This is a genomic window from Microbulbifer agarilyticus, assembly GCF_020171345.1.
Classification (GTDB): domain Bacteria; phylum Pseudomonadota; class Gammaproteobacteria; order Pseudomonadales; family Cellvibrionaceae; genus Microbulbifer; species Microbulbifer agarilyticus_D.
In genome coordinates, this window is record NZ_JAIUZM010000003.1 from 297,787 (window position 1) to 322,213 (window position 24,427).

A 24,427-nucleotide genomic window follows, 5' to 3' on the forward strand; every position below is an offset into this window, starting at 1 on the left:
GGCGGGTCAGCTGGCGCGGCGTTCCAGCAAGCGGAACCCCAGCATGCCCGCGATCATCGCCACAGCAAACACCAAGGCGCCAGGCTCCAGGGCGCCGCTGGCCACGATTCCAGGGCCGGGACAGAAACCCGCAAGACCCCAGCCGATACCAAATGCGAGGCTCCCCAGAATCAAGCGCTTGTCGAGCGCACGCTTGCCCGGCAGTTGGATTGTCCCGCCGAGCACCGCGGTTTCCCGTTTCCTTGCCAGGGCGAAAGCCGGCAGGCCAACGGCGATAGCGCCGCCCATCACCAGCATCAGTGAGGGATCCCAGGCGCCGAACAAATCCAGGAAGCCGAGGACTTTCTCCGGATTGGCCATGCCGGACAGCAGCAAGCCGAAGCTGAAAATCAGACCGGCAATAAACGCAGAAAAGGTCGCTTTATTCATGGTCTCAGGCTCCCAGCAGGTGACGGACGACGTAGACGGTGGCAAAGCCGCCAAACATAAAGGTCATGGTAGCCGCGAGCGACCTTGGTGAAAGCCGCGATAAACCGCAGACACCGTGCCCGCTGGTACACCCTGCTGCATAGCGGGTGCCAATCCCAACCAGCAGGCCCGCGGCAATCAGTACCGGGTAGCTGGCACGTATCTCAATCGTGGGCAGGGCATGGAACAGAGACCAAATCCCGGGGCCGGCGAGCAGGCCGAGAGTAAAGGCAAGCTGCCAAGCGCGGTTGCCGCGCTCGTTATTCAGCAGTCCGCCCAAAATTCCGGAAATGCCCGCCACGCGGCCGTTCATCAGGATGAGCCAGGCACTGGCGAGTCCAATCAGCAGGCCGCCGGCGAGGGCGCTCCCGGGGGTAAATGCGTTCCAGTCGATGTTCATGGTGGCGTGTTACTCCGCGCAATACAGTTGATAGAGGGTTTGAAGCAGGGTTAGGACTTTGGGGTCGGCCACTTGATAGAAGACACGTTTACCTTGCCTGCGCGTTGTGACCAGCCCTTCTCTGCGCAATACACCGAGTTGTTGCGACAGGCTCGGTTGGTGGATGCCCAGGCGCTCTTCGATGTCCCCGACACACAGCTCTTCCTGGCTCAGCTGACACAACAGCAGCAGACGATCCTGGTTGCCAAGGGAGCGCAGTAAGGCTGACGCCTGGCTGGCAGCATCGCGCATCCTGTCCAGCTGTAAATCACTGGTGTCGGGCATAGGGTGTTTCCAATGTCTTCGTCTAGGGCCGGTCTGGCCGCAATCAATTACACAGAAAATATTATATTGAAAAATATATTGTTGGAAGCTATATTTCTATTTGTTATTATCTTATTCGATAAACATATATGAGGTGTGCCAATGACCGATATGGCTGTTCGACCGCATGTGAAGGCTTTTCTTGATCCCGACTCGGAGACGTGGAGCTATGTGATCTATGACCGGGAAGGCGGCAGTGCGGCAGTCATCGACGCGGTACTCGACTTCGATAATGCCTCGGGGCGCACCAGCACCGAGGGGGCGAGCAAGATCGTCGAATTCGTGCAGGGCAAAAACCTGACCGTAGAGTGGATTCTGGAAACCCATGCCCATGCAGACCACCTGTCTGCCGCGCCGTATATTCGTGAGCAGCTGGGCGGCAAGATTGCCATTGGCGACCATATCCGCCAGGTGCAGGGGATCTTCCGGGAAGTCTTCAACTTGGAGCGAGAATTCCTCGCGGACGGTTCCCAGTTTGACCACCTGTTTCACGATGGCGATACCTTCACTATTGGCGACCTCAAGGGCCAAGTCATCTACGTACCGGGGCACACGCCAGCGGATATGGCGTGGTTGATTGGCGACGCGCTGTTTGTTGGCGACACCCTGTTCTTGCCGGATGTAGGCAGTGCCCGCTGTGATTTCCCTGGCGGGGATGCGCATGCGCTGTATCAGTCGGTGCAAAAACTGCTGGCGCTTCCGGAAGAGACGCGCATGTTTATGTGTCACGACTACCCGCCCAATGGGACTCGCGCGCATGAATACGAAACCACGGTGGGTGCACAGAAGCGCGGCAATATCCATCTGCATCAGGGTGTGAGTGAAGCGGACTTCGTAACAATGCGTACCGAGCGCGACGCAACCCTGGCGATGCCGCGGCTAATTTTGCCGTCGATTCAGGTCAATATTCGCGCGGGTGAAATGCCACCTGCGGATGACAATGGCACCGTGTACCTCAAGGTGCCGATTAACAAATTGTGATTCTGGGAGGTAGTAACTGATGGATCTTAAGCAACTGAATGAACAGGTATCGGTATCCGCAGAACCTGCGCTGGATGATATGGCGCAGCTCGCGAAAGCCGGTGTAGAAGTTGTCGTGTGCAATCGTCCCGAGCACGAATCAGAGGATATTCCGACATACGATGAACTGGATCGGGCGGTGACTGACGCCGGAATGCAGTTCGTCGCGATCCCATTCTCCCGCGGCCAAATGCAGCCTGCACACTGTGAGGCGTTCGCCAAGTTACTCGCGAGCGGCAAAAAAGTGCACGCCTTTTGCCGCACCGGCAATCGCGCTTGTCACCTGTGGGCTGCCGCTGGCTGTCTGAATGGTGCGGACAGAAAACAGTTGCAGCAGGCGGCGACAAATGCCGGCTTTGATGTCAGCGGTGTTCTGGTCTCCTACTAAGCGGTGGCTGCCCGCCGCCCAATGGCTTCCCGGTTACTCCCTTGCGTTGTTGTATAGGGATTTACTGGCGTCGGTGATTGTCACCGTGATGCTGATTCCCCAATCTCTGGCCTATGCATTGTTGGCTGGTCTGCCTGCGGAAGTGGGGCTGTATGCGAGTATTGCACCGCTAGTTGCGTATGCCTTGTTTGGCAGTAGCCGTACTCTGTCGGTGGGGCCCGTCGCCGTCGCTTCCCTGATGAGTGCCACCGCATTGGGACAGGTGGGAGCACAAAGTAGCGCTGAATATTTGGCCGCGGCGATATTACTGGCAACGCTATCCGGACTGTTTCTGCTTTTACTCGGCGTGTTGCGGCTGGGCTTTCTAGCCAACTTCCTGTCGCACCCGGTGATCGCTGGCTTTATCACCGCGTCCGGCGTACTTATTGCCTTCAGTCAGTTAAAGCACCTGATGGGCATATCTGCGCAGGGCGATAATTTGCCCGCGTTACTGCATTCCATGTCGGCCTCTGTGGGTGAGATTAATCTCACTACTTTGGCGCTCGGGGTGGGCGTGTTGCTGTTCTTGTTCTGGTCTCGCCGTGGGGCGGTATCGCTGTTCCTGTCTCTCGGTACCTCGAAAAACACCGCACAATTGCTGGTTAAGGCAGCGCCGGTAGTGGGGGTGATCGTTACCATTCTGATGGTTGCTGGGCTGGATCTGGAAGCACAAGGTGTTGCGCTGGTAGGGAATATTCCCGGCGGCTTACCGAGCCTTAACTGGCCTGCATTCTCTGTGGATCTTGTTGAGCAGCTCTGGTTGCCCGCGGTGATGATTTCCATCATTGGCTATGTGGAGTCCGTATCCGTGGCCAAGACGCTCGCCGCGCGCCGTCGGCAACAGATCGATATGAACCAGGAGCTGGTGGGGCTGGGGGCCGCGAATGTCGCGTCCGGTATTTCCGGCGGGTTTCCGGTTACCGGTGGTTTCTCCCGCTCGGTGGTGAATTTTGACGCGGGTGCTGAAACCCAAATGGCGAGTGTATTCACCGCGATTGGCATCGCGCTGGCGGCCGTGTTCCTGACGCCATTTCTCTACTACCTGCCGAAGGCAACACTCGCCGCGACCATTATCGTGGCGGTGCTCTCGCTGGTGGACTTTTCCATTCTGCGCAAAACCTGGCGCTTTTCGCCGAGTGACTTTGTCGCGGTGCTGGTAACCATCGTGGTCACGCTGTTGTTTGGGGTTGAGGCCGGTGTTTCCTGCGGTGTGGCGGCATCCATCGTTTTGTTCCTGTATCGCACCTCCAAACCGCATATTGCCGAGGTGGGCCTGGTGGAAGGCACCGAGCACTTCCGCAATATTAAACGCCACAATGTGGTCACCGTCCCACAGATACTTACTATCCGCGTTGATGAAAGCCTGATGTTTTCTAATGCAGCGTTTCTGGAAGAGCGTGTCTATGCCGACGTGGCGGCCAACCCGGATATCCGACATGTGGTGCTGATGTGCAGCGCAGTGAACGAGATAGACTGGAGTGCGCTGGAAACCCTGGAATCTATAAATGCCCAGCTGGAAGAGGCGGGTATCTGTTTACACCTGTCAGAAGTGAAAGGGCCGGTGATGGATAATCTGGAACAGAGCGGCTTTGTGGAAGAAATTTCCGGACAGATCTTTTTCACCCAGTACCAGGCGTTTACCCAGTTGCGTGGTGACAGGGCCCCGGGTGCAGCTTAGATTCTCAATCCTGTGAGGCAAACAGGTAGGGGAACAGCGCGCGCTTCTCATCGTCACTGAGCGATTCCACCCGCACAATATTGTTGTGCGGGATGGATTCCGGATCCGGATAATTTTTCAGGCCGCGCTCCATGCTGGCTTCCCGCAGGATATGCAGAATCGGGTAGGGGGAGCGGTTGGTGAGATTTTCCGGATCTTCGGGCTCGGTGTCTGCAAACTGGTAGTGGGGGTGGAAGCTGGCGATCTGGTAGGTGCCTTCATAGCCCTGGCGCTTCAGCAGCCACTCGGCGTCATCCAGAAAGAAATTGTAATCGTGGAAGTCGCGCAGCTGTGTGGGCAGTATCAGCAGCGTGGTTTCCACCTCCTGCTCATCACAGCGATCCAGCACCTGAAATTCCTGTAACAGCTCTTCCAGTAATACCTCGTTGCATTTTTCACCGGCAGCTTCACTCACCACAAAACGAATCTGTCCGGCGCGCAGTGGCTTGCGGGCGAAGGGGCACAGGTTCAGTCCCACCACCACATCCTGCAGCCAGCGTTCTACCTGGGCGACAATTGGATCACTGTCGGTCATATTGACTCCGGAAAGTGGTTCAGGGCCCGCGTTACCACATCAGGTCGTCTGGGATTTCGTAGCCCGCGTAGGGATCGTCCTCGTCCACCGGGGCTGATTGCTCGGGCGGCTGCACAACCATGTCTGCGTTGCGTTCCGCAATCTTGTCGGCGATGACCCGTGGCACCAGTTCAAAGTGTTCCCCTTCGCCGACGATCAGCAGGCGGCCGGCCGTCAGGTGCTCCTGCACCGCGCTGGATACGTAAATCTTCTTCACCTTTTTCTCAAAGGTAAAATGGTAGGCGACGTCGTTGTCACCTTTGGCACCCTTGGGTTGTTTGTTGCGCTCGATCAGCTGTTTAATCTGGGCGGCAATCGCTTTCTGCTGCGCCGCGGCTTCACGCTGGGCGTTTAGCTCCCGGTCCTTGGCCACTTTCTCTGCGCGGGCCTGCTCTGCGGCGAGCTTGGTTTCATCCACCTGCGCTTGACCGGAACTCTTGGCAACCTTGTTCTGCTTGCGCTTTTCTTTGCTGATTTTCTTGGCTTTTTTGCTGTCTACCAGACCTGCCTTCAGCAGTTGGTCCTGGAGTGATGCCATGTTGATCTACCTGGTTGATCTAACGGATGGAAAGTAATGGCGCGAATTCTAGCGGATTTGCGGAAGGGATCGCAGGGGGGCAGGGGTATTCCGTGGCGGCATCCTTGCGAATGCCGCCGCGAAAGGGTTTGGATCGGAGAATCACTTCTCCATAAATACCAGTTTGGCGGTCACCGGCACGATCGGGCTGATGCTATCGAGGCCCGCGACTTCGCGGAGCTTTTCGATACCTTCCAGCAGCTTGTAATTGCCGGCATTTACGATAATCGGGGTACTGGTCGTCACCAGTAACTTGCCACCTTCGAGGCCGGTTACTTGCAGCATGGCTTTCTCGGTTTTGGTTTCTCCATGCACCTCTACCGTGACACTGGCATCCACCGCCATGCTTTCGCCGGCCTTGAGCCCCTTCAGTTTTTCCGCATCCACATCGGTGCTGATGGTGGCCTTGGCAAATTTCGCGGTATTGAACAGCATTTTCTGCATGCGTTCGTTACGGATCGGGATATTGGTTTCAACACTGGCCAGGTCAATAGTCACTTGTGCCTTGCCTTCATCGGAGATGCCGCCACTCATGCTTTTGAAGTGGTGCATTTCCGGAATATTGGTCTTCTTCACTGAAACAAAATTCACACTGGAGTCGTCCCCGGCGAGCTGCCAGTCGGCAAGGGCTGAAAGTGGCAGGGCCAGCAGGGATGCGAGCGCTATGGACTTGAAAGACATGGTGATTCTCCTGTTTCAACCAGTAATAACCTGCAAGCACACGCGTATAGGTTGGGTCTTGTGTGCTCGACTGACTTCGACCAGTCAGTTCTAGCTGAGAAACGTTATCATCCGTTGTGGCAGCTGGCCAGAGGAAGTTTGCGAATGGTAGTGAAAAAGAAAGGTAGTAAAAAAGCCGGCAAATGCCGGCAAAGGGGTGGGGTCCCCCCGGTGGCCGCCAACGCTTGCAAGCCTTGCTGCGGCGCACCGGAAAGAGGGGGCTTCGGGGCCACTGACTGCTGGGCCCCGGAGTTGCGTTCAAGTGCTGCTAGGCATCAGCTCGCCATGGGCAGGGCCTCTTCGGTGGGGCTGTCTGCGTCGGCGACCGATGAGCGGATCAGGTGATCAAATGCGCCCAGTGCGGCGGTTGCGCCCGCGCCCATGGAGATGACGATCTGCTTGTAAGGCACGGTAGTGGCGTCTCCCGCCGCAAATACACCGGGCATTGACGTCGCGCCGCGGCTGTCGATTTCGATCTCGCCCATGCGATTCATTTCCAGCCCGCTGTCGCGCAGAAACTCGGTGTTGGGCACCAGGCCAATTTGTACAAATACCCCGGCCAGCTCGAGCTGGTTGCTCTCGCCGCTCACCCGGTCGGTGTATTGCAGGCCATTGACCTTGCTGCCATCCCCGAGCACCTCGGTGGTCTGGGCATTGGTGATGATATCGATGTTCGCCATGGAGCGCGCCTTGCGCACCAGTACCTCGTCCGCGCGCAGGGTGTCGGCAAACTCCAGCACCGTGACGTGCTTGACGATACCGGCCAGGTCGATGGCTGCTTCGATGCCGGAGTTGCCGCCGCCAATCACCGCCACATGTTTACCCTTGAAGAAGGGGCCATCGCAGTGCGGGCAGTAGGCCACACCCTTGGTGCGATATTCCGCTTCGCCGGGCACACCCAGTTCGCGCCACCGTGCACCGGTCGCGAGGACCACAGATTTACTGGCCAGGGTGGCGCCGCTTTCCATTTGCAGCTCGATCATTTTGTCGCGCGTTAGCGCAGCGGCACGCTGGCCGGTAATGATATCGACGCCATATTCTTTCACATGCTGCTCAAGGCTCGCGGCCAGTTTGGGGCCCTCGGTGTAAGGCACCGAAATAAAGTTCTCGATACCTACGGTGTCCATTACCTGCCCGCCGAAGCGCTCGGCCACAAGACCGGTGCGAATGCCTTTACGCGCCGCGTAAATTGCCGCGGCCGCACCGGCCGGGCCACCGCCCAGTACCAATACATCGTAGGGTGCGCGCTCGCTCAGCTCCTCCGCCTTGCGCGCGGCCGCGCCGGTGTCGATCTTGCCGACGATCTCTTCGAGGCTCATACGGCCCTGCGCGAAATGCTCACCATTCAGGTAAACCGCGGGCACCGCCATGATCTGGCGTTCATCGACTTCTTCCTGGAACAGGGCACCGTCGATCATCTCGTGGGTAATATTTGGATTTAAGGTCGCCATCAGGTTCAGTGCCTGCACCACGTCCGGGCAGTTCTGGCAGGACAGCGAAATATAGGTTTCAAAGTGGAATTCACCCGGGATGTCGCGGATCTGCTCCTGTAGCGCGGCATCTACCTTGGAGGGGTGGCCACCAGCTTGTAATAGGGCGAGTACCAGTGAGGTGAATTCGTGTCCCATAGGAATTCCCGCGAAACTGACACGCGGGCTTTCTCCGGCAGCGGCGATCGCCATGCTCGGAGTGCGCGGGCGGCGTTTTTGCTTCGAAGTAATCTTGCTGGAGAGGTCATTGATTTCGCTGGCCAAATTACCCAGTTCAACCGCTTTCGGGCTGTCGTCGGCGGACACACTAATCTCGATCGGAGTGACGATATTCTGCAGATAGGTGTCCAATTGTTTCTTTACGTTTGCGTCCAACATCGGTGTGTCCTGAAATTCGGGTATTTATCAGAGGTTGCTGTGAAGGCGCCGATGCCGGGTGCTCTCTTGTGAGACCTTCTAAAACAGGGATGTTTTAGAAGAGCCCCCAGGGATGGGTTCCGGGGGAACGCCTAGTTCGTGTCTTACAAGAGAGCACCCGGTAGCGGCGGCGCCACTGAGCTCTATTCAGAGCTCAGATTTTTTTGCGGACGGGGGCCCGCAGCTGGTCGTTAGATCTTGCCTACGAGGTCCAGGGAAGGTGCGAGGGTTTCTTCACCCTCTTTCCACTTGGCCGGGCAAACTTCACCTGGGTGGGCGGCCACGTACTGGGCAGCTTTGATCTTGCGCAGCAGGTCTTGGGCGTCGCGGCCGATGCCACCAGCGTTGATCTCAACAATCTGGATCTTGCCTTCCGGGTCGATCACAAAGGTGCCGCGGTCCGCGATGCCTTCTTCCTCGATCATCACGCCAAAGTTGCGGGTAATGGTGCCGGTGGGGTCACCGATCATCGGGAATTGGATTTTGCCGATGGTGTCGGAGGTGTCGTGCCACGCCTTGTGGGTGAAGTGGGTATCGGTGGACACGGAGTAGATCTCAACGCCCAGCTTCTGGAACTCCGCATAGTTGTCGGCCAAGTCACCCAGCTCGGTAGGGCATACGAAGGTGAAGTCCGCTGGGTAGAAGAACACGACGGACCATTTGCCTTTCAGGTCCGCTTCAGACACGTCAAAGAAGTCGCCAGCCTGGTAAGCCTTGGCATTGAAGGGTTTTACTGCGCTGTTGATGTAGTTAGCCATGGTATTTCCTTATCTCCTGAGAGAAGTTGTGCCCCATCTGTTTGGGCGTTCGTTGTTTGGTGTGGGGGAAATACTATTGATTAGATGTGACTGATTGAAATAATTGATATTTATGGTTTCAATTGTTTTCAGCTATTAAATGCTAATAATCTATAGCTAAAGTTTTTATCAAAGGAAGTAGTAGGGAATCAGCGCCAGTGCGGCGCCGGTGAGTACGAAGGCGATCAGTTCCAGGGCACCGTCACGGGTGACCAGCGCGAGTCCGAAGATGATCAGTGCCAGTCCGGCAAGTGAAGCTGAGAAGGGGATGACCTCCATTACAGGCAGGAGCAGGGCTATAGGGATACAGATACCCGCGGTAGCGACATTGCCGGCCTGATACACCATGACGCCCAGCCGCGGGCGCAACCAGTGGTCCAGGTGTGCGGCCGGCTTTGCGAACCAGTGTAAGCTGCGGATAAGCGGTTTTTTGGGGATCGAACGCGCCAATAGCCATTTGGGCAACCACAGGTGGTGACGCAGCATCACCATCTGAGTGGAGATCAACAGCAGAAATATTCCCATCAGGGTCGGTAGGCCCGGAATTCCAGATAGCGGTGAGAGTAGGATCAGGCCGATCAACAGTAACACCGGCGCAAAGGAGCGCTCTCCAAGTGCGTCCAGTACTCGCCCCAGAGTAATGCGTTCATCACTTGTGGTCAGGGTTTCCAGTTTCTGGAGCAACTGGCTCAGACTCTGGATCTCTTCTGGCATGGTGTGTTTGGCTGCTGGGGCTGTCAGAGGGCTCTATTTAAAAAGCATAGGGTAGCGAGCCCACGACTATTCCGCTTGTGATTTCCACGGGTGTGAATTTATCCGTCAAATTATCGCCGCAAAGCGGGAATTCACCTTACTGCAAATCTGCAGCACCTATATTCAGAGGCAAATGGAACACGACTCGAATAAGGGTGTAAACATGCTAAAAGCCAAAACACTGTGTACAGCAATCGCTCTGTCCATCTGTGCGCTGGGCGCCACGCCTTATGCTCTGGCCCAATCTGGCGCGCAGGAAAAATACCCCGTCGGCGAGCCCAAGCCGAACAGCTTCTGGTGGCCGGACGAGTTGGATCTGTCGGTACTCCGCCGCAATGCCGCAGCCTCCAATCCGCAGGGGGAGGACTTTGATTACGCCAAAGCATTCAATAGTCTGGATTACAACGCGCTCAAGAAAGACATAGAGACCACGCTCAAGACATCCCAGGACTGGTGGCCTGCGGATTACGGCCACTATGGCCCATTTATGATTCGCATGGCCTGGCACGCTGCCGGCACCTACCGGGTGATGGATGGCCGCGGTGGAGCGGTTGGCGGCCAGCAACGTTTCGAACCTCTCAATAGCTGGCCCGACAACGCCAGCCTGGATAAGGCGCGTCGTCTATTGCTGCCGGTAAAGCAGAAATACGGTGACAAGATTTCCTGGGCGGATCTCATGGTGCTGACCGGCAATGTGGCACTGGAGTCCATGGGGTTCGAGACCTTTGGCTTCGCCGGTGGCCGCGAAGACGATTGGGAGGCGGACCTGGTGTACTGGGGGCCTGAAACCGAGTGGCTTGCAGATAAGCGCTACAAAGGTGACCGAAAGCTGGATCGGCCGTTGGCGGCGGTGCAGATGGGATTGATCTATGTGAACCCGGAAGGCCCCAATGGCAACCCGGACCCGATTGCGGCGGCCAAGGATATCCGCGAGACCTTCGGCCGTATGGCGATGAACGACGAGGAAACCGTCGCGCTTATTGTCGGTGGGCACACCTTTGGTAAGGCGCACGGCGCAGTGAAGGTCGATTGTATCGGCAAAGAGCCGGCGGCTGCGGGTATCGAACAACAGGGGTTCGGTTGGAAGAACAAGTGCGGCACCGGCAAGGGCATTGATGCCTTTACCAGTGGTCTGGAAGGCGCCTGGTCGGTGAGTCCTATTCAGTGGAGTAATCAGTATCTGGAGAACCTGTTCAAGTTCAACTGGGTAAAAACCAAAAGCCCCGCCGGCGCCACCCAGTGGATTCCGGAAAACAAGCAGGCGGCCAATCTGGTGCCGGACGCTCATGATAAATCCATGCGCCATGCGCCGATTATGTTTACCACCGACCTGTCCCTGAAAATGGATCCGGCCTACAAGGCGATCTCCCAGCGCTTTCTGGAAAACCCGGACGCGCTGCAGAAAGCCTTCGCCAAGGCCTGGTTTAAATTGCTCCATCGGGATCTTGGGCCCAAGTCCCGCTACCTGGGTCCAGAGGTGCCGAAAGAGAATCTGATCTGGCAGGACCCGATTCCCGCCGTGGATTTCACGCTGATCAGTGAGGGCGACGCCGAAAACCTCAAGAAAAAAATTCTCGCCTCTGGCCTGACGGTCCCGGAGCTGGTGCGTACCGCCTGGGCTGCGGCGGCTTCCTATCGCGATTCGGATGCCCGCGGTGGCGCCAATGGTGGGCGTATTCGCCTGGCGCCGCAAAAAGACTGGCCGGTAAATACTCCCGCAGAGCTGTCAAAAGTGCTCGCCAAGCTCGAAGGTATCCAGAAGGATTTCAATGGTGGCCTCGGCGGAGGCAAGAAAATCTCGTTCGCCGACACCGTCGTCCTGGCCGGTAATGCCGGAGTGGAAGACGCGGCGAAGAAAGCCGGTTACAGCGTCAAGGTGCCATTCAAGCCGGGCCGCAACGACGCCACTGCCGAGCAGACCGACGTCAAGTCTTTCGGCTGGCTCGAGCCACGTGCGGACGCGTTCCGGAATTACTATGGCAAGGGCAATGTGCTGTCGCCAACGGAAGCCATGGTGGACAAGGCCAGTATGCTGGATCTGACCGTACCGGAAATGGCGGTGTTGATCGGCGGCATGCGCACCATGAACACCAATAGTGACAAGTCTGCGAATGGGGTATTCACCGATAAGCCCGGCACCTTGAGCAATGATTTCTTCGTCAATCTGGTGGATATGTCGACCGAGTGGAGCAGGTCGGGCGAGGGGCTGTTCGAAGGTAAAGACCGCAAGACCGGTAACGTCAAGTGGTCGGGAACACCCGTGGACCTGATCTTCGGTTCCAATGCCGAGCTGCGCGCCGTTGCCGAGTACTACTCGGAAGACGATGCGAAGCAGAAATTTGTCGACGACTTCGCGAAAGCTTGGCACAAGGTAATGAACCTCGACCGTTAAGTGTTGGCGGTGATCTATTCTCGCTGTTGAGCGTACTTGGAATTTAACTGCGCTTCTCAGCGAGGATCCCTCCTGCGAGGCGAGCATTACCTCCTCAAGCGGATATCAGATGAATATTTCGACTGCAGTAATCCGATTCACTGTGTTTGGCATCATTGTGGCAAGTGCCTTCCATTTCGGCCGCGCGAGCGCTGCGGAGTTGGAAGTGCGGGTGCTAAATCCACCGGCCAATGGCAATCTGGTTTTTCAGGTGTACGACAATCCGGATGCTTTTGGTGACTTTCGCAGTCCGCGTAGCGAGATGGTGATGGGAGTAAATGCGGAAGGTGTATACCGTCTGCCCGGCGTAACGAGCGGCACCATCGCGGTGTTGGTGTACGCAGACGAAAACAATAATGGCGCTCTGGATCGAACCTTTATCGGGATTCCCAAAGAGCCGATTGGACTGTCAAACAGCTACCGCCCCAAGGGGCCGCCGAGTTTTCAGCGCGCAAGTTTTTACCTCGCCGAGGGCCAAACCACCACCATCGATATCGAACTGTTCCAGGTGCTTGGTGAAGCCGGGCAGTGGGGTGTGGGTATCGGCGTAATTGGGCGCAGCAGTCCCTACGTGGGCTCTGATTCGGCGGTCACCCAGGTCATCCCCGCCATTACCTATTTCGGCGAGCGGCTACAGTGGGTGGGCCCGAGCCTGCGCTATGGGGTTTGGGGGAGTGACACCCTGCGTTTCGCCGTGAATGCCACCTACCGCGTGGGTGCGTACGAAGAGAGCGATAGCCCGATTCTGGTTGGTCTGGGAGACCGCGACAGCACCCTGATGGCCGGCGTCGGCTTGGTGTACGACGGCCCCAGCCGTATCGATGTGGATTTTCGCTATCAGCACGACGTGCTGGATCGCTTCGGTGGCGGTACCGCTGAATTCCGGGTGTCCAAGGGGTTCCAGACCGGTAACGTCAGCTGGGGGCCATCTCTGGGGGTGAACTGGCTCAGTAGCGATCTCGCCAACTACGATTTTGGGGTGCCCATCTGGGCGGCCAACCCGCTCAGGCCCGCCTACGATGTGGGCAGTACGGTGACGGTCGAGGCTGGCGTTGGTGGCATCTTGGAAATCACCGAGCACTGGCGCCTGATCATTGACCTGAACGTAGAATACTTAGGCGATGACATCTCGGACAGCCCCATCGTCGACGACAATCACGTCCTCAAGGGCTTCGCCGCGATCACCTACACCTTCTGATCGAGCACGCCTCATCATCACTGGGCCAAAGGTCCACGGGTTGGCGATGTGGTAGGCGGAAATTATCGCGGTAAGCGCTTTTCAGTGAGCCCTTTTCCAAGCAAGCGACGTGGCACCAGAGGTCAGGGCTGGCGTCGCAAGTCAAGTCTGCACATTTCATTTTAAATCATTAGAATGCGCGGCCTTTTGGCCCTGTTGATCCAGCCCGTTCCTTGGCGGCGCTGGCCTCCGTGATGTTGACTGAGGAATTATGATCGTATTCACCCTGACCAATAGCGAGACCGATGATGTATGGGTGGGCACTGCCCGCGATGGCGTGACTCCCGAGGCGCGCTTTCGACAGATCCAAGACGCTGTTGCCCTGGGTATTGACCATCCGTTTTACCACGAGCTGAAGGCTTTTGGCGCCCATGCCTTTGAGGTGGAGCTGTTTGCCGCGGTGGAAGACCGCCTCGAGCAGCAAGAAATGGTTGAGGAAGCGCTGGATACCTACAACGCCAAAAGTCTGGTGGGCATAAAGACCGTGCGCTCTGGCACCACCAAAGCGGCCCTGGCGCCCAAGCCGAAAGCCAAGCCCCGTGCCGCTGCGTCCAAAACTGTAACCAAGGTAACCGCCAAGCGCACGGCCAAGCCGGTAAAAGAAAAGATTGCTACTGGTCGCACCGGCAGCGCCGCCCGCGAGCGTGCGATTAAGGCCGGAATTGAGGCGGAGAAGGCCGCGATGGCTGCCGCCAAGGCGAAAAGAGTGCAGGACGAAGCGGATGAGATGAAGAAGATTCTTGCCGCACTGGATTCCCGTGGGTCGAGTATGGCACGCCGATAAGCATCAATCATATTGAAGAAAGAAAGGCGCCAGTGGGCGCCTTTGCTGTATTTAGTCCCTGCAGAAGTGGACCTGCGTGCGAGTAGGCTAAGCTGTTGCCAGTGTGCAAGTGGAAAGTGAATGGGGGACACTGTGGTGGAGTTTATCCTTTACTCCTTGGTAGCTTCGGTCGTTTTGACCCTGTTGGTAAATCTGATTCCGCTGGCGTTTCCCGATGCTGCGAGCAGGGCGCAGAAGAAGATAGAAGAGAATGCCCGACGCGCAATTGAGCAGCATGAAGACCCGGAAAGGCCCAGAGTGAAAGTGTTCTTTCCCTGGAAAGCCATGATTCTCGTTTCGATTCTGCTGACCATCCTAGTGAATGTCGTTGCGTATTTTACCCGGGGTTAGTCATGCCGTGCTGCGCGCAGGCCTGGCAAAGGGAATCGCAAGATACGTGCTTAATTGAATTTAAAACTTGTCATTGTTTACCTGATCCAGATTGTTGATCTTGGTTTTTCCCAAGATCTTCAATATCAGGTTTCGCACTGAGCGCAGTCCCGGATACACCACGTGTGCGACTTTTTCCGACCGGAAAATCACGTAGTTAAGTCTGTTAAAAAAGCCACTGCGACCGCCGAGTAAAGACAGCACGTGAATTGCGTCGGAACCGTAATAAAGCTGATCACCAACCTTCAGTACCATGCCCTGGTCGATATCTAGCCCGCGTCGCGTGACTTCGTTTAGCAGCGCGCTATCGTCGCGCGCATCGATCAGAGTTAAGTGGCCCAGATCCTCGCGAATTCGGACCAGGTTGCAATAGTAGTCGCACATGGGGCACTGCTTATCGTAGAGCAGCAGGATCTCTTGGTTCTCAGGTCGTGTCTCAGTGCGTTTCTCTGAGGGTGCGCGTGCTTCGCTCATGTCCTATTGCGTGCTTCCTTGCTGCTGTCAGCTCTCCGCCGCTTGGAAGCGGGCAATCTGACGATGCATCACGTGAAACCACACTGGGGGTATCAGAGCCACCAACATCATGCCCGGATAGCCTGTGGGCATTTGTGGGCTGGCTTCATGGTGGCGCAGGATCGGGTAAGGGCGGCTTGCCCGTGCGTGGTGGTCGGAGTGGCGGGAAAGCTCAAACAGTGTGAGCCTGCCCAAAATGTGGTTGGAATTCCACGAATGTATCGGGGAAACACGCTCGTAACGCGCGCCCTGTTTTACTCGTTGCAGTCCGTAGTGCTCGATATAGTTGACTGTTTCCAGTAGCAGGATACCTCCGGTCGCCGCGATCAAAAAGCAGATGCCGGCTTTCACACCCAGGAACCCGAAAATCATTGCAACGGCGACTAGCTGCATGAGCTGCCAGCGGAACATTTGGTTTTGAAAGGAAAACCAGTGTCGTTCCTGTTTGGCAAGTCGCGTATTTTCCAGCTGCCATGCAGACCGGTAGCCCGTGTAGATTGAGCGCATCCAGAAGTGGTAAAGCGTTTCCCCTCTACGTGCGCTCGCTGGATCTTCTATTGTGGCAACACGCCGGTGGTGGCCGCGGTTGTGCTCGACAAAGAAGTGGGTATTAAGCGAGGAGAGCAGGAGCAGTTTGGCGGCAAACTGGGGAAGTTGCTTTGGGCGGTGGCCTAACTCGTGCGCCACATTGATGCCAAAAGTGCCGCACATTAACCCCAGGCTGATGATTGCACCGACGAGGGACAGTCCGTGCAAGTCGGGTAATACGAAAAAGAAGTAGCCGAGTAGCCCGTACTGTACCGGTACAGCCAGATACAGTAATACATCATACAGCGGGTCAGATTCTACGGATTCTTCTTCCGGCTCGGTCAGGTTTGATACTGGCGCGGGCAGGAGTAATTCAAGCAGCGGCAATACGCCATAGATATAGAGCAGAGGAGCAAACGTCCATATTCCGCCCTGGCTAAGGCCCAGCAACACAAGTAAAGGCAAAATGTAGGCCGCCAGATAGCGACCAGCGCGCAGAGAGTGCATAGAGCCTCCTTTGCTGTCTCCTACAGAATTATTGTTTTCGCTATCGGTGCGGCGATCTGTCGATCCCGTGCACCAAGCTGTCGGAGCGATTCATTACCTAAGGATTAAAGCGTGATTTAGCGTCCGCTGGCAATAGCATCCTTTTGCTAAAGTACGTCAGTTTTCACAGGGTTTTGCGCCACTTGCCGGTGTCTCACTCTGGCAGTCCTGCAAAAATCTGATCCAAGGCAAACGTCTGCCGTGCGGGGCCGGGTGTAAGACTCAGAGCGAGTAGTTTACTGGCGACCTGATCCCCGGTAATGGGGCGGTATTTTCTTAAACCGGGAAGCTTGCAAAGTGTCGGTAGCAGCAATGCGGCGAACTGCTCGCCTGCGCGCGCGTGATCGCGAGCGCCCAAGAGCAGTGACGGCTGCAGTATGCTGATACGTTTGAACGGGAGTTGCAGCACCTGCTGCTCAAGCTCGCCCTTCATCTTCAGGTAAGCGCTCAGGCTCTCGGCGTTGGCCCCGCTAGAGGAAACCAGCAAGTAGTGTGGCACCGCATTTTTTGCCGCAAGCTGCGCGGCTGCTAACTGATAATCCAAATCGACCCGTCGCTGTGCGGCGATTGAGCCCGCCTGTTTTTTTGTGGTGCCGAGACAGGAGAACAGGCAGTCACCTGAAAGCAGAGATTGGTGACCCTCCAGTTGGTCGAAATTCACCACGTGATTATCGACCTTGGGTGACTGGTGCGGTGCGGGCCTGCGGGTGAGGGTGACGACGTGCGCGAAATTGTCGGAGTTTACCAATCGCTCGACCAGTGCTCGGCCAACCAGCCCGGTGGCTCCCAGTACGATCGCAGTTTTTGCCATTTCTCTGTCCGTCTTTCGTGCCATGTGCAGGCATTATTTTTTACCTGCGAGCAGAGCGCAAGAAAGGTCTCACCGGAGACCTATGGATCCGACATTTCTTTCTTGCGCATTGCCATGGTGTCGATCAGCCCGAAGGCTACATCCAGGTCGAGATCCGAGTATCGCCCTTTGATACTGCCATCTTTACCGATTAGCACCGCTGTTGCCCCGGGCGACTCCTTCAGCGTATTCGTAATCTGTTGTTGCAGCGAAGGGGTTATATCCTGCTCGCGGTTACTTTGTAGACCGGATGGGCTGAGCAGAAACCACACAAGGTCCCGTTCGTTAATTGCCTGCTGGTTTTGGTCCAGCATAAGTCGGATCGCGCCGGCGTTTTCGTTTGCATGGATGAGCAGTACGCGCTGCTTCCACTGGTACTGCTTGAGTTGATCCGCCGCTGTGGCGGTGGCGGCGAGAGCAGTCAGTGCGAGAGTGATCAGGTAAAAGCATATACGGCGCATCGTAGGAACCTCGGATGGCACGATTTACGTCTTTCAGTATATACAAGTGTTGGAATTGTGCGTCACATCCATTAACGCTTAAGCAGGAGGCCCGGCACGTGGAGTTGGCTGGAGCAAGTGTGTCCGGCAAGTGCCGGGACGCTGGACTAACCTAGAGAGACCGACTTCACAGTACTTTTTTCACATCACTTTTTCACATCACTTTTTCACATCACTTTTTTATGTCACTTAGCGGAGGCGAAACAATGGCGTGTTCTCATACTCATACGCACCCCAGTCATACCCACGGTGCAGGCTGTGGCCACACGGCAGTCCGGCATGGCGACCATACCGACTACCTACTCGATGGTAAGTTGCATCACCCACATGGTGATCACTGCGATGAACATGCAATTGAAGTAAGCGCAACCAACCCGGATGGCTGTAATCCGGTGCACACTTGTGGTGATCATGAGCATGGCCCGGGTTGTGGGCACGAGGCGATTCCTCACGGGGATCATGTCGACTACATCGTCGACGGTCGCTTACACCATGTACACGATGGTCACTGTGACGACCACGGTCCTGTTGAAATCGTTAACTAACGGTTCTTGAAAGACCGCTGTCAGGGCTCTGGTCCTGGCAGTAGTGAATTGCCAGCCACACGCAGGTTTCATCGGGAGAAGTCCAGCGCACTCGGTGTCTGCAATGCGCGGGGATATCCAGATAGTCACCCTTTTCCAGGTAGGCGATAGACCCATCTTCAAATTCCAGCTCGGCGCTGCCTTCCAGCAATACCACCCATTCCGCGCGCGTCTGGTCGTACCAGTCGTGATCCGGGGTTTTGTGTCCCCGGGAAATAATCCTTTCGATTAGCGTACTTTCAGACTGGTTTAGGGTTTCGAACAATTCATCTTTGAGTTGCCCCTCCGGAATATTTCGAAACAAGTTGCCGCTTTTCATCGAGATGTGTTTACCCAGCAAGGCCGCGTGCCCACAGTCGGTAAAACTGCAGGCACGCGGTGGTTACATCGTGTTTATTGGGCGTTCATGCTATTGAGCTTGTCGCCCACCGGTCCGGAGAAATTGTAGCCGTCGTGCTGGTCCCAATTGATCGACCAGGTCATCACGCCACCAAAATCCGGATAGGCGTATGCCGGCACAATGCTGCCACAGTTCTGCAGAATGGTCAGACAGTCCAGTGCATCCAGGATATTTTGCGTCGGTGCCTGGCCGGAGTTTGCCGAGCTGGGGCCGGATGGCAATCCGATGGCAACCTGATCGTCGCGCAGCGGCGCAAACTGACTGCCGTCGGCGAGCTCAAAGCCCTCAATCAGCATGCGTGCATGGGCCACCATCATATTCACTGAGCCCTCGGCTGCGGCACCGCTCTCATAGGGGTTCATCAGTCCACCATTGTTGTAGAGCTGTACGTGCAGCAGGTCGAGGGTGTCGCGCAGCTCGTCAATCAGCGGGATATATGCACCCCAGATGCCGGAATAGGCGACCATGCCGCCGTGCACATAGGGGTGCTCCGGGGCCATGGTCAGGTACATATCGCCACCCATATTCTGCTCGATCTGGCGGAGTGCGCGCGGCAAGCGCGCCTGAATCTGCGAGCCATGCACCAGGTTGGAACCACTCTCGAGATCGATATCCAGGCCGTCAAAGCCCCACTCATCAATGATGGTGGTGAGGCTGGCGACGAAGTTGGCTTCATCGGAGTCGGTATTGAGCGTAATGGTGCCCTCGGCGCCGCCCAGGCTCAGCACAATAATTTTGCCCTGGGCCTGCAGTTCCGCCACATCCTGTTTGAACAGGTCCGGGTCCATTGGCGGGCAGCTGGAATGAATGTCTTGCTGGAACAGATTGAAGTGCACGGTTCCATCGGAATTGCGATCATTATCCGCAAAGGCAATGTCGATAATGTCCCAGGCCGATGAAATCTCGCGCAGGCGAATCGGGCAGCCGGCCGGATTAACGAAGTTGTGCCAGTAGCCAATCAGCTTGTGCTTTTTACCAACCGGGGCATTGATCACCCGCACACTGGCCGCGGTGCTGCTCGCCTCGTTGCCAGCGTTGTCCGTTGCGACCGCGGTAACGCTGTAGTCGCCCAGAGCACCTGGCGTGTAGCTCGCAGAGTAGGGCGCGCTGGTGTCTACCCCTACCTGTATGCCGTCGACCAGAAAGGCGACCTGGCTGATGCTGCCCTGCAGCGCACTGGCCTCGGCTTCCAGGCTGATTGTGTTGCCAAGCGTGATCTGGCTGCCGCTGGTTGGTGCCGTCAGTGTGGCAACCACCGGATCGGTGCTTACACTCACGAGCACGGTTGCCTCGGTGCTGTTGCCTTCGTCATCGGTTGCAACGGCTTTTAACTGAACATCACCACTTCCGGCCACCGCCCAATTGATGGCATAGGGCGCGCTGGTGTCGGCACCCAAAGACTGACCGGCGGCGAAGAATTCTACCTGTGCCACGCTGCCGTCACCGTCGCTGGCATCCACGCTGAAGCTAATTTGTTCACCCGCAAGCAGGGTGCTGTTATCTCCCGGTTGGGTAATAGTGAGCTCGGGTGCGATTGCACAGATACCGAGGTCGGTCCAGGCATCGGTCCAGTGTTGACCCACGCCCGGCTCATAAGCCCATGCGGCACTGGAGCTACACCAGCCGGCGATATCGCAGCGGTATTTGTGATTTACGTTCTCCACCACATCGCCGGCCGCATAGCTGGTGCCTGCACTGTAGGCCGGAACACCGGCACAGCCACCACCGACCTGGCCGGCTTCGACGGCAAGGGAAACTACATTGGAGGCGGTACTGGCGCCATCGTTATCGGTGGCGATCGCTTTAAAGCTGTGAGTGCCGGCCTCTGCTTGCCAGTTGACTGCAAATGGCGCTTGGCTGCTGCTTCCCACGCCGACATCATCGACGAAGAACTCGACAGCGGTTACGTTGCCATCCTGGTCCGCGGCATCGGCAGTGAGGCTGACACTGTCACCGGCGCTAATTTGCGACTGGGCGGTGGGGTTGGTGAGGCTTACGGTGGGGGCACTGTTGGCGTTGGGGTCGATTACATTGACATTGACAGAGGCAGTGTCGCTATCGCGCCCCTGGTCGTCGGTGGCGATTGCGCTGAGGGTGTGAGCACCTGCGGTTGCTGTCCACGTCACCGAGTAGGGGGAGCTGGTATCCGTGCCGAGGGTAGTGCCATCGAGCAAAAAGGTTACCTGGCTCACAGAGCCGTCACTGTCGCTCGCGTCAGCGCTAATGATAACGCTGTCATTCAGGCTCAAAGTGGCGCCATCCAAGGGGGAATTCAGGCTCACCTGGGGTTTCTGATTGCCGCCTGCACAGGCGCCGACGAGTCGCCACTCCTGATAGGCATCCGAATGAGTTTCGGGGTTGTGGTTTTGTGTCCACCAGTTGGCGGTGTAGGCATTGCCGTTGTACTGGATTTGAGCGCCGCCGTTATAGGCGGTGGCCGAATCCCATTCGGCAAGAGCGCTGCAATCCGTCGCCTGTGCCAGACCTGGCGCAGACGCGGCGAATAGCATTGCGAGCGCAACGAGTGTGCGGGGTGTCTTCATGACGATCCTCGGAGAGTTGATTTATCGTTGTTTGAGTACCTCTTCCGCCGCTCAGGGTAAGCAGCAATATTCAATAGGTGCAATACGGTCCGCGGTCGCCAAGTTGCCATCATTTGCGAGCTTCACGCGCTAACTCGCTGAATTTTTGACACAAATTTATGTAGGCCTGCGATTAATTTCGCAACAAACTCATGTGCAAATTAGCGCCAGATCGTGCCGGAAATAGGGCGTAATCCGACAAAATGTCTCGCGCTGTCATTTTTTGAGGTGATTTTGGCCTGAGCTGTGGCAGGCCAATTGTGAGGTTAGAAAACTTGGGCAAAAAAAAGCCCCGCCGATTAGGGCGGGGCTTTTATGTTCAGGCTATCGCTTACACAGCAACGTTCTGAATCTCAACCGCGGCAATACGCTTGCCTTCTTCGGCAGATTTTTGGAAGTCCTCAATCTGGTCGAAGTTCAGGTAGCGGTAGATTTCCGCAGACATGGAGTTCAGGTTCTGGGCGAATTCCTGGTATTCCGCCGGAGTCGGCAGTTTACCCAGAATAGCGCCAACAGAAGCCAGCTCGGCAGAGGTCAGGTACACGTTGGCACCATCACCCAGACGGTTGGGGAAGTTACGGGTAGAGGTAGACAGTACGGTGCTGTTCGGTGCTACACGTGCCTGGTTACCCATACACAGGGAGCAGCCTGGCATCTCGGTGCGGGCGCCCGCGGAACCGTAGATGTTGTAGTAGCCTTCTTCCATCAGCTGGTGCTCATCCATCTTGGTAGGCGGAGAGATCCACATGCGAGTGGAGATGCCACCTTTGTGCTGTTGCAGCAGTTTACCAGCGGCGCGGAAGTGACCGATGTTGGTCATGCAGGAGCCGATAAATACTTCATCAACCTTGTCGCCGGCAACGTCGGACAGCAGCTTGGCGTCGTCCGGGTCGTTCGGGCAGCACACGATCGGCTCTTTGATTTCGGCCAGGTCGATTTCGATTACTGCAGAGTACTCGGCATCGGCGTCGGCAGACATCAGTTCCGGTTTCTCCAGCCACGCTTCCATGGCTTGAGCACGGCGCTCCAGGGTGCGCTTGTCACCGTAGCCTTCGGCAATCATCCAGCGCAGCAGGGTGATGTTGGAACGCAGGTATTCGGCGATGGAGTCTTCCGGCAGCTTGATGGTACAACCAGCGGCGGAACGCTCTGCAGAGGCGTCGGACAGTTCGAACGCCTGCTCAACGGTCAGGTTGTCGAGGCCTTCGATTTCGAGGATGCGGCCGGAGAAGATGTTCTTCTTACCTTTCTTCTCGACGGTCAGCAGGCCTTCCTGAATCGCGTAGTAAGGAATGGCGTGTACCAGGTCGCGCAGGGTGATGCCCGGCTGCATTTCGCCTTTAAAGCGCACCAGTACAGATTCCGGCATATCCAGTGGCATTACGCCGGTAGCAGCGGCGAACGCCACCAGACCGGAACCTGCCGGGAAGGAAATACCCATCGGGAAGCGGGTGTGGGAGTCACCACCGGTACCTACGGTGTCCGGCAGCAGCATGCGGTTCAGCCAGCTGTGAATGATGCCGTCACCCGGACGCAGGGAAACACCGCCGCGGTTCATGATGAAGTCCGGCAGGGTGTGCTGGGTGTCGATATCAACGGGCTTCGGGTAAGCCGCGGTGTGACAGAAAGACTGCATGGTGAGGTCAGCCTGGAAGCCCAGACACGCCAGGTCTTTCAGTTCGTCACGGGTCATCGGGCCAGTGGTGTCCTGGGAACCAACGGTGGTCATCTTCGGCTCGCAGTAGGTGCCCGGGCGAACGCCTTCCATACCGCAGGCTTTACCGACCATTTTCTGTGCCAGGGTGTAGCCCTTGCCGGTGTCGTTCGGCTGCTCCGGCAGGCGGAACAGATCGGAAGCGCCCAGACCCAGGGATTCGCGTGCTTTGGTGGTCAGACCGCGACCAACGATCAGGTTAATACGGCCGCCAGCCTGCACTTCGTCCAGCAGTACATCGGACTTCAGCGCGAACTCGGACAGTACTTTGCCGTCTTCGGCGAGGATCTTGCCGTCGTAAGGACGGATTTCGATCACGTCGCCCATGTTCAGTTCGTCAACCGGCGCTTCGAATACCAGTGCACCGGCGTCTTCCATGGTGTTGTAGAAGATCGGCGCGACTTTACCGCCGATACAGATACCGCCACCTTTCTTGTTCGGTACGCCCGGCAGATCGTCGCCGAAGAACCACAGTACGGAGTTGGTGGCAGACTTACGGGAAGAGCCAGTACCAACCACGTCACCAACGAAAGCAACCGGCAGGCCTTTGGCCTGTACTTCTTCGACTTGCTTCATCGGGCCGACAACACCGTGCTCTTCAGGTGTCAGACCGTCGCGGGTCATCTTGTACATGGCGCGCGCGTGCAGAGGGATGTCCGGGCGGGACCATGCATCCGGGGCAGGGGACAGGTCGTCGGTGTTGGTTTCGCCAGTTACTTTGAATACGGCAACCTTGATGCTTTCGGCAACCTTGTCGCGCTTGGTGAACCACTCGCCGTCAGCCCAGGACTGGATCACGGCTTTGGCAACTTCGTTGCCCGCTTTGGCTTTCTCTTCCACATCGTGGAAGGCGTCAAACATCAGCAGGGTGCCTTTCAGCTGCTCGCCGGCCAGCTCGGCCAGATCTTTGTCGTCCAGCAGCTCAACCAGGGTGGCAATGTTGTAGCCGCCCAGCATCATGCCCAGCAGTTTGGTGGCTTGTTCTTTGTCGATCAGCGGAGACTCCGCTTCGCCTTTGACGATGGCGGTGAGGAAACCGGCTTTTACGTAAGCTGCTTCGTCCACACCCGGCGGAACGCGGTTGGTGATCAGGTCCAGCAGTTCCTGCTCTTCCCCCGCGGGCGGGTTCTTCAGCAGCTCGACCAGGCCGGCAACTTGCTCGGCGTTCAGGGGCTTGGGTGGAATACCTTGTTCGGCGCGTTCAGCGACGTGTTTGCGATAGGCTTCAAGCACGGATAATTCCCTCTTTGGTGTATGGGGTAGAACCAACAGCTTTCCTGGAATCCGGATATGGCGTTTTCGTCAACCGAACCCCGATTTTCATCGATGGCCGCTGGAAGCGGGTGGCGAATTCTACATTAATCGCCAGTTGCTGTTAAGTTCCTTGAAAAATCAATAACTTACGCGAATTTTGATTATTCACCCGTTGAATAAAGGTCATCTTTTGAGCGTTCATTAAGTGAGAATCAATTGCAGTTTTTACGCGTGGGGGCTGCCAATATCCACGCCATGAATGGGCCAAATCGATCAGTAAAATGCTATTCTGTGACGCTCGATTTCACACCATTTTATCGGCGTGGTGAGTTAACGCAGTTTTGCGTCACTC

At 56.7% G+C, this 24,427-nt stretch carries 24 protein-coding genes; 8 read left to right on the forward strand and 16 right to left on the reverse strand.

Annotation, left to right across the window (positions count from 1 at the left end; translation table 11 throughout):
• Positions 1–6: 6 nt before the first annotated feature.
• The 3 genes from LCM31_RS11675 to LCM31_RS11685 are packed head-to-tail and all read right to left on the reverse strand — an operon-like array spanning position 7 to position 1,192.
• Positions 7–429: a DUF6691 family protein gene (locus tag LCM31_RS11675; RefSeq protein WP_224870285.1), complete on the reverse strand. Its 423-nt coding sequence runs from the start codon at positions 427–429 to the stop codon at positions 7–9.
• A gap of 4 nt (positions 430–433) precedes the next feature.
• On the reverse strand, positions 434–868 hold the full coding sequence (locus LCM31_RS11680) for a YeeE/YedE family protein (RefSeq protein WP_224870287.1): 435 nt from the start codon (positions 866–868) through the stop codon (positions 434–436).
• 9 nt (positions 869–877) lie between these two features.
• Entirely contained in the window at positions 878–1,192 is a 315-nt protein-coding gene (locus LCM31_RS11685) for an ArsR/SmtB family transcription factor (RefSeq protein ID WP_224870289.1), read from the reverse strand.
• A 141-nt stretch (positions 1,193–1,333) separates the two neighbouring features.
• Here LCM31_RS11685 and LCM31_RS11690 point away from each other — a divergent pair, with 141 nt between their 5' ends.
• From LCM31_RS11690 to LCM31_RS11700, 3 genes are read left to right on the forward strand one after another with little or no spacing between them, the layout of a single operon-like run.
• Positions 1,334–2,212: an MBL fold metallo-hydrolase gene (locus LCM31_RS11690; RefSeq protein ID WP_224870291.1), complete on the forward strand. Its 879-nt coding sequence runs from the start codon at positions 1,334–1,336 to the stop codon at positions 2,210–2,212.
• A gap of 19 nt (positions 2,213–2,231) precedes the next feature.
• Positions 2,232–2,639 (forward strand): TIGR01244 family sulfur transferase, encoded by a 408-nt coding sequence (locus LCM31_RS11695; RefSeq protein ID WP_224870293.1) that lies wholly within the window; start codon positions 2,232–2,234, stop codon positions 2,637–2,639.
• On the forward strand, positions 2,599–4,356 hold the full coding sequence (locus LCM31_RS11700; RefSeq protein ID WP_224870295.1) for a SulP family inorganic anion transporter: 1,758 nt from the start codon (positions 2,599–2,601) through the stop codon (positions 4,354–4,356). Before LCM31_RS11695 ends, LCM31_RS11700 begins: the two co-directional genes overlap by 41 nt.
• 4 nt (positions 4,357–4,360) lie before the next feature.
• Here the strand turns inward: LCM31_RS11700 and LCM31_RS11705 are convergent, their stop codons facing one another.
• The 6 genes from LCM31_RS11705 to LCM31_RS11730 form a co-directional block, all read right to left on the reverse strand.
• Positions 4,361–4,930 (reverse strand): DUF1415 domain-containing protein, encoded by a 570-nt coding sequence (locus LCM31_RS11705; RefSeq protein WP_224870297.1) that lies wholly within the window; start codon positions 4,928–4,930, stop codon positions 4,361–4,363.
• Between the two features lie 31 nt (positions 4,931–4,961).
• Positions 4,962–5,507: a DUF2058 domain-containing protein gene (locus LCM31_RS11710; RefSeq protein ID WP_224870299.1), complete on the reverse strand. Its 546-nt coding sequence runs from the start codon at positions 5,505–5,507 to the stop codon at positions 4,962–4,964.
• A 141-nt stretch (positions 5,508–5,648) separates the two neighbouring features.
• Entirely contained in the window at positions 5,649–6,227 is a 579-nt protein-coding gene (locus tag LCM31_RS11715) for a YceI family protein (protein ID WP_224870301.1), read from the reverse strand.
• A gap of 314 nt (positions 6,228–6,541) precedes the next feature.
• A complete protein-coding gene (gene ahpF / locus LCM31_RS11720; RefSeq protein WP_224870303.1) occupies positions 6,542–8,134 on the reverse strand; it encodes an alkyl hydroperoxide reductase subunit F in 1,593 nt (530 codons plus the stop codon).
• Between the two features lie 230 nt (positions 8,135–8,364).
• The gene (gene ahpC / locus LCM31_RS11725) at positions 8,365–8,931 is read right to left on the reverse strand and encodes an alkyl hydroperoxide reductase subunit C (RefSeq protein ID WP_222249434.1); all 567 of its coding nucleotides are present in this window, start codon (positions 8,929–8,931) and stop codon (positions 8,365–8,367) included.
• A gap of 168 nt (positions 8,932–9,099) precedes the next feature.
• Positions 9,100–9,684, reverse strand: coding sequence for an exopolysaccharide biosynthesis protein (locus LCM31_RS11730; RefSeq protein WP_224870305.1), 585 nt, complete (start codon positions 9,682–9,684; stop codon positions 9,100–9,102).
• Positions 9,685–9,886: 202 nt separating this feature from the next.
• On the opposite strand from LCM31_RS11730, the gene katG reads away from it, so the two are divergent.
• The 4 genes from katG (at position 9,887) to LCM31_RS11750 (ending at position 14,565) form a co-directional block, all read left to right on the forward strand.
• Entirely contained in the window at positions 9,887–12,115 is a 2,229-nt protein-coding gene (gene katG / locus LCM31_RS11735) for a catalase/peroxidase HPI (RefSeq protein ID WP_224870307.1), read from the forward strand.
• A gap of 109 nt (positions 12,116–12,224) precedes the next feature.
• Positions 12,225–13,352: a MipA/OmpV family protein gene (locus LCM31_RS11740; RefSeq protein ID WP_224870309.1), complete on the forward strand. Its 1,128-nt coding sequence runs from the start codon at positions 12,225–12,227 to the stop codon at positions 13,350–13,352.
• Positions 13,353–13,602: 250 nt separating this feature from the next.
• Entirely contained in the window at positions 13,603–14,175 is a 573-nt protein-coding gene (locus LCM31_RS11745) for a GIY-YIG nuclease family protein (RefSeq protein WP_224870310.1), read from the forward strand.
• A 120-nt stretch (positions 14,176–14,295) separates the two neighbouring features.
• Entirely contained in the window at positions 14,296–14,565 is a 270-nt protein-coding gene (locus LCM31_RS11750; RefSeq protein ID WP_224870312.1) for a DUF2905 family protein, read from the forward strand.
• A gap of 60 nt (positions 14,566–14,625) precedes the next feature.
• Here the strand turns inward: LCM31_RS11750 and LCM31_RS11755 are convergent, their stop codons facing one another.
• The 4 genes from LCM31_RS11755 to LCM31_RS11770 all read right to left on the reverse strand — a co-directional run bounded on the left by LCM31_RS11755 (position 14,626) and on the right by LCM31_RS11770 (position 17,502).
• Positions 14,626–15,078, reverse strand: coding sequence for a DCC1-like thiol-disulfide oxidoreductase family protein (locus LCM31_RS11755; protein WP_224870314.1), 453 nt, complete (start codon positions 15,076–15,078; stop codon positions 14,626–14,628).
• Positions 15,079–15,105: 27 nt separating this feature from the next.
• Positions 15,106–16,152: an alkane 1-monooxygenase gene (locus LCM31_RS11760; RefSeq protein WP_224870315.1), complete on the reverse strand. Its 1,047-nt coding sequence runs from the start codon at positions 16,150–16,152 to the stop codon at positions 15,106–15,108.
• A 193-nt stretch (positions 16,153–16,345) separates the two neighbouring features.
• Complete coding sequence (locus LCM31_RS11765; RefSeq protein ID WP_224870317.1) at positions 16,346–17,002, reverse strand: NAD(P)H-binding protein; 657 nt, start codon at positions 17,000–17,002, stop codon at positions 16,346–16,348.
• An 80-nt stretch (positions 17,003–17,082) separates the two neighbouring features.
• Positions 17,083–17,502, reverse strand: coding sequence for a DUF4174 domain-containing protein (locus LCM31_RS11770; RefSeq protein ID WP_224870319.1), 420 nt, complete (start codon positions 17,500–17,502; stop codon positions 17,083–17,085).
• Between the two features lie 245 nt (positions 17,503–17,747).
• Here LCM31_RS11770 and LCM31_RS11775 point away from each other — a divergent pair, with 245 nt between their 5' ends.
• Positions 17,748–18,086: a hypothetical protein gene (locus LCM31_RS11775; protein WP_224870322.1), complete on the forward strand. Its 339-nt coding sequence runs from the start codon at positions 17,748–17,750 to the stop codon at positions 18,084–18,086.
• Here the strand turns inward: LCM31_RS11775 and LCM31_RS11780 are convergent.
• The 3 genes from LCM31_RS11780 to acnB form a co-directional block, all read right to left on the reverse strand.
• Positions 18,079–18,429, reverse strand: coding sequence for a cupin domain-containing protein (locus LCM31_RS11780; RefSeq protein WP_224870325.1), 351 nt, complete (start codon positions 18,427–18,429; stop codon positions 18,079–18,081). The two genes, LCM31_RS11775 and LCM31_RS11780, sit on opposite strands and share 8 nt — an antisense overlap.
• An 89-nt stretch (positions 18,430–18,518) precedes the next feature.
• Complete coding sequence (locus LCM31_RS11785) at positions 18,519–21,068, reverse strand: Ig-like domain-containing protein (RefSeq protein WP_224870327.1); 2,550 nt, start codon at positions 21,066–21,068, stop codon at positions 18,519–18,521.
• Between the two features lie 370 nt (positions 21,069–21,438).
• Positions 21,439–24,054 carry a bifunctional aconitate hydratase 2/2-methylisocitrate dehydratase gene (acnB, locus tag LCM31_RS11790; protein WP_224870329.1) on the reverse strand — a complete coding sequence of 872 codons (2,616 nt, stop codon included), beginning with the start codon at positions 24,052–24,054 and terminating at the stop codon, positions 21,439–21,441.
• Positions 24,055–24,427: the final 373 nt, after the last annotated feature.

What these genes read in the sequence shown, in the direction of transcription:
- LCM31_RS11675 (WP_224870285.1), bottom strand. Translation starts at nt 429, where the DNA reads ATGAATAAAGCGACCTTTTCTGCGTTTATTGCCGGTCTGATTTTCAGC.
- LCM31_RS11680 (WP_224870287.1), bottom strand. Translation starts at nt 868, where the DNA reads ATGAACATCGACTGGAACGCATTTACCCCCGGGAGCGCCCTCGCCGGC.
- LCM31_RS11685 (WP_224870289.1), bottom strand. Translation starts at nt 1,192, where the DNA reads ATGCCCGACACCAGTGATTTACAGCTGGACAGGATGCGCGATGCTGCC.
- LCM31_RS11690 (WP_224870291.1), top strand. Translation starts at nt 1,334, where the DNA reads ATGACCGATATGGCTGTTCGACCGCATGTGAAGGCTTTTCTTGATCCC.
- LCM31_RS11695 (WP_224870293.1), top strand. Translation starts at nt 2,232, where the DNA reads ATGGATCTTAAGCAACTGAATGAACAGGTATCGGTATCCGCAGAACCT.
- LCM31_RS11700 (WP_224870295.1), top strand. Translation starts at nt 2,599, where the DNA reads ATGCCGGCTTTGATGTCAGCGGTGTTCTGGTCTCCTACTAAGCGGTGG.
- LCM31_RS11705 (WP_224870297.1), bottom strand. Translation starts at nt 4,930, where the DNA reads ATGACCGACAGTGATCCAATTGTCGCCCAGGTAGAACGCTGGCTGCAG.
- LCM31_RS11710 (WP_224870299.1), bottom strand. Translation starts at nt 5,507, where the DNA reads ATGGCATCACTCCAGGACCAACTGCTGAAGGCAGGTCTGGTAGACAGC.
- LCM31_RS11715 (WP_224870301.1), bottom strand. Translation starts at nt 6,227, where the DNA reads ATGTCTTTCAAGTCCATAGCGCTCGCATCCCTGCTGGCCCTGCCACTT.
- ahpF (WP_224870303.1), bottom strand. Translation starts at nt 8,134, where the DNA reads ATGTTGGACGCAAACGTAAAGAAACAATTGGACACCTATCTGCAGAAT.
- ahpC (WP_222249434.1), bottom strand. Translation starts at nt 8,931, where the DNA reads ATGGCTAACTACATCAACAGCGCAGTAAAACCCTTCAATGCCAAGGCT.
- LCM31_RS11730 (WP_224870305.1), bottom strand. Translation starts at nt 9,684, where the DNA reads ATGCCAGAAGAGATCCAGAGTCTGAGCCAGTTGCTCCAGAAACTGGAA.
- katG (WP_224870307.1), top strand. Translation starts at nt 9,887, where the DNA reads ATGCTAAAAGCCAAAACACTGTGTACAGCAATCGCTCTGTCCATCTGT.
- LCM31_RS11740 (WP_224870309.1), top strand. Translation starts at nt 12,225, where the DNA reads ATGAATATTTCGACTGCAGTAATCCGATTCACTGTGTTTGGCATCATT.
- LCM31_RS11745 (WP_224870310.1), top strand. Translation starts at nt 13,603, where the DNA reads ATGATCGTATTCACCCTGACCAATAGCGAGACCGATGATGTATGGGTG.
- LCM31_RS11750 (WP_224870312.1), top strand. Translation starts at nt 14,296, where the DNA reads ATGGGGGACACTGTGGTGGAGTTTATCCTTTACTCCTTGGTAGCTTCG.
- LCM31_RS11755 (WP_224870314.1), bottom strand. Translation starts at nt 15,078, where the DNA reads ATGAGCGAAGCACGCGCACCCTCAGAGAAACGCACTGAGACACGACCT.
- LCM31_RS11760 (WP_224870315.1), bottom strand. Translation starts at nt 16,152, where the DNA reads ATGCACTCTCTGCGCGCTGGTCGCTATCTGGCGGCCTACATTTTGCCT.
- LCM31_RS11765 (WP_224870317.1), bottom strand. Translation starts at nt 17,002, where the DNA reads ATGGCAAAAACTGCGATCGTACTGGGAGCCACCGGGCTGGTTGGCCGA.
- LCM31_RS11770 (WP_224870319.1), bottom strand. Translation starts at nt 17,502, where the DNA reads ATGCGCCGTATATGCTTTTACCTGATCACTCTCGCACTGACTGCTCTC.
- LCM31_RS11775 (WP_224870322.1), top strand. Translation starts at nt 17,748, where the DNA reads ATGGCGTGTTCTCATACTCATACGCACCCCAGTCATACCCACGGTGCA.
- LCM31_RS11785 (WP_224870327.1), bottom strand. Translation starts at nt 21,068, where the DNA reads ATGAAGACACCCCGCACACTCGTTGCGCTCGCAATGCTATTCGCCGCG.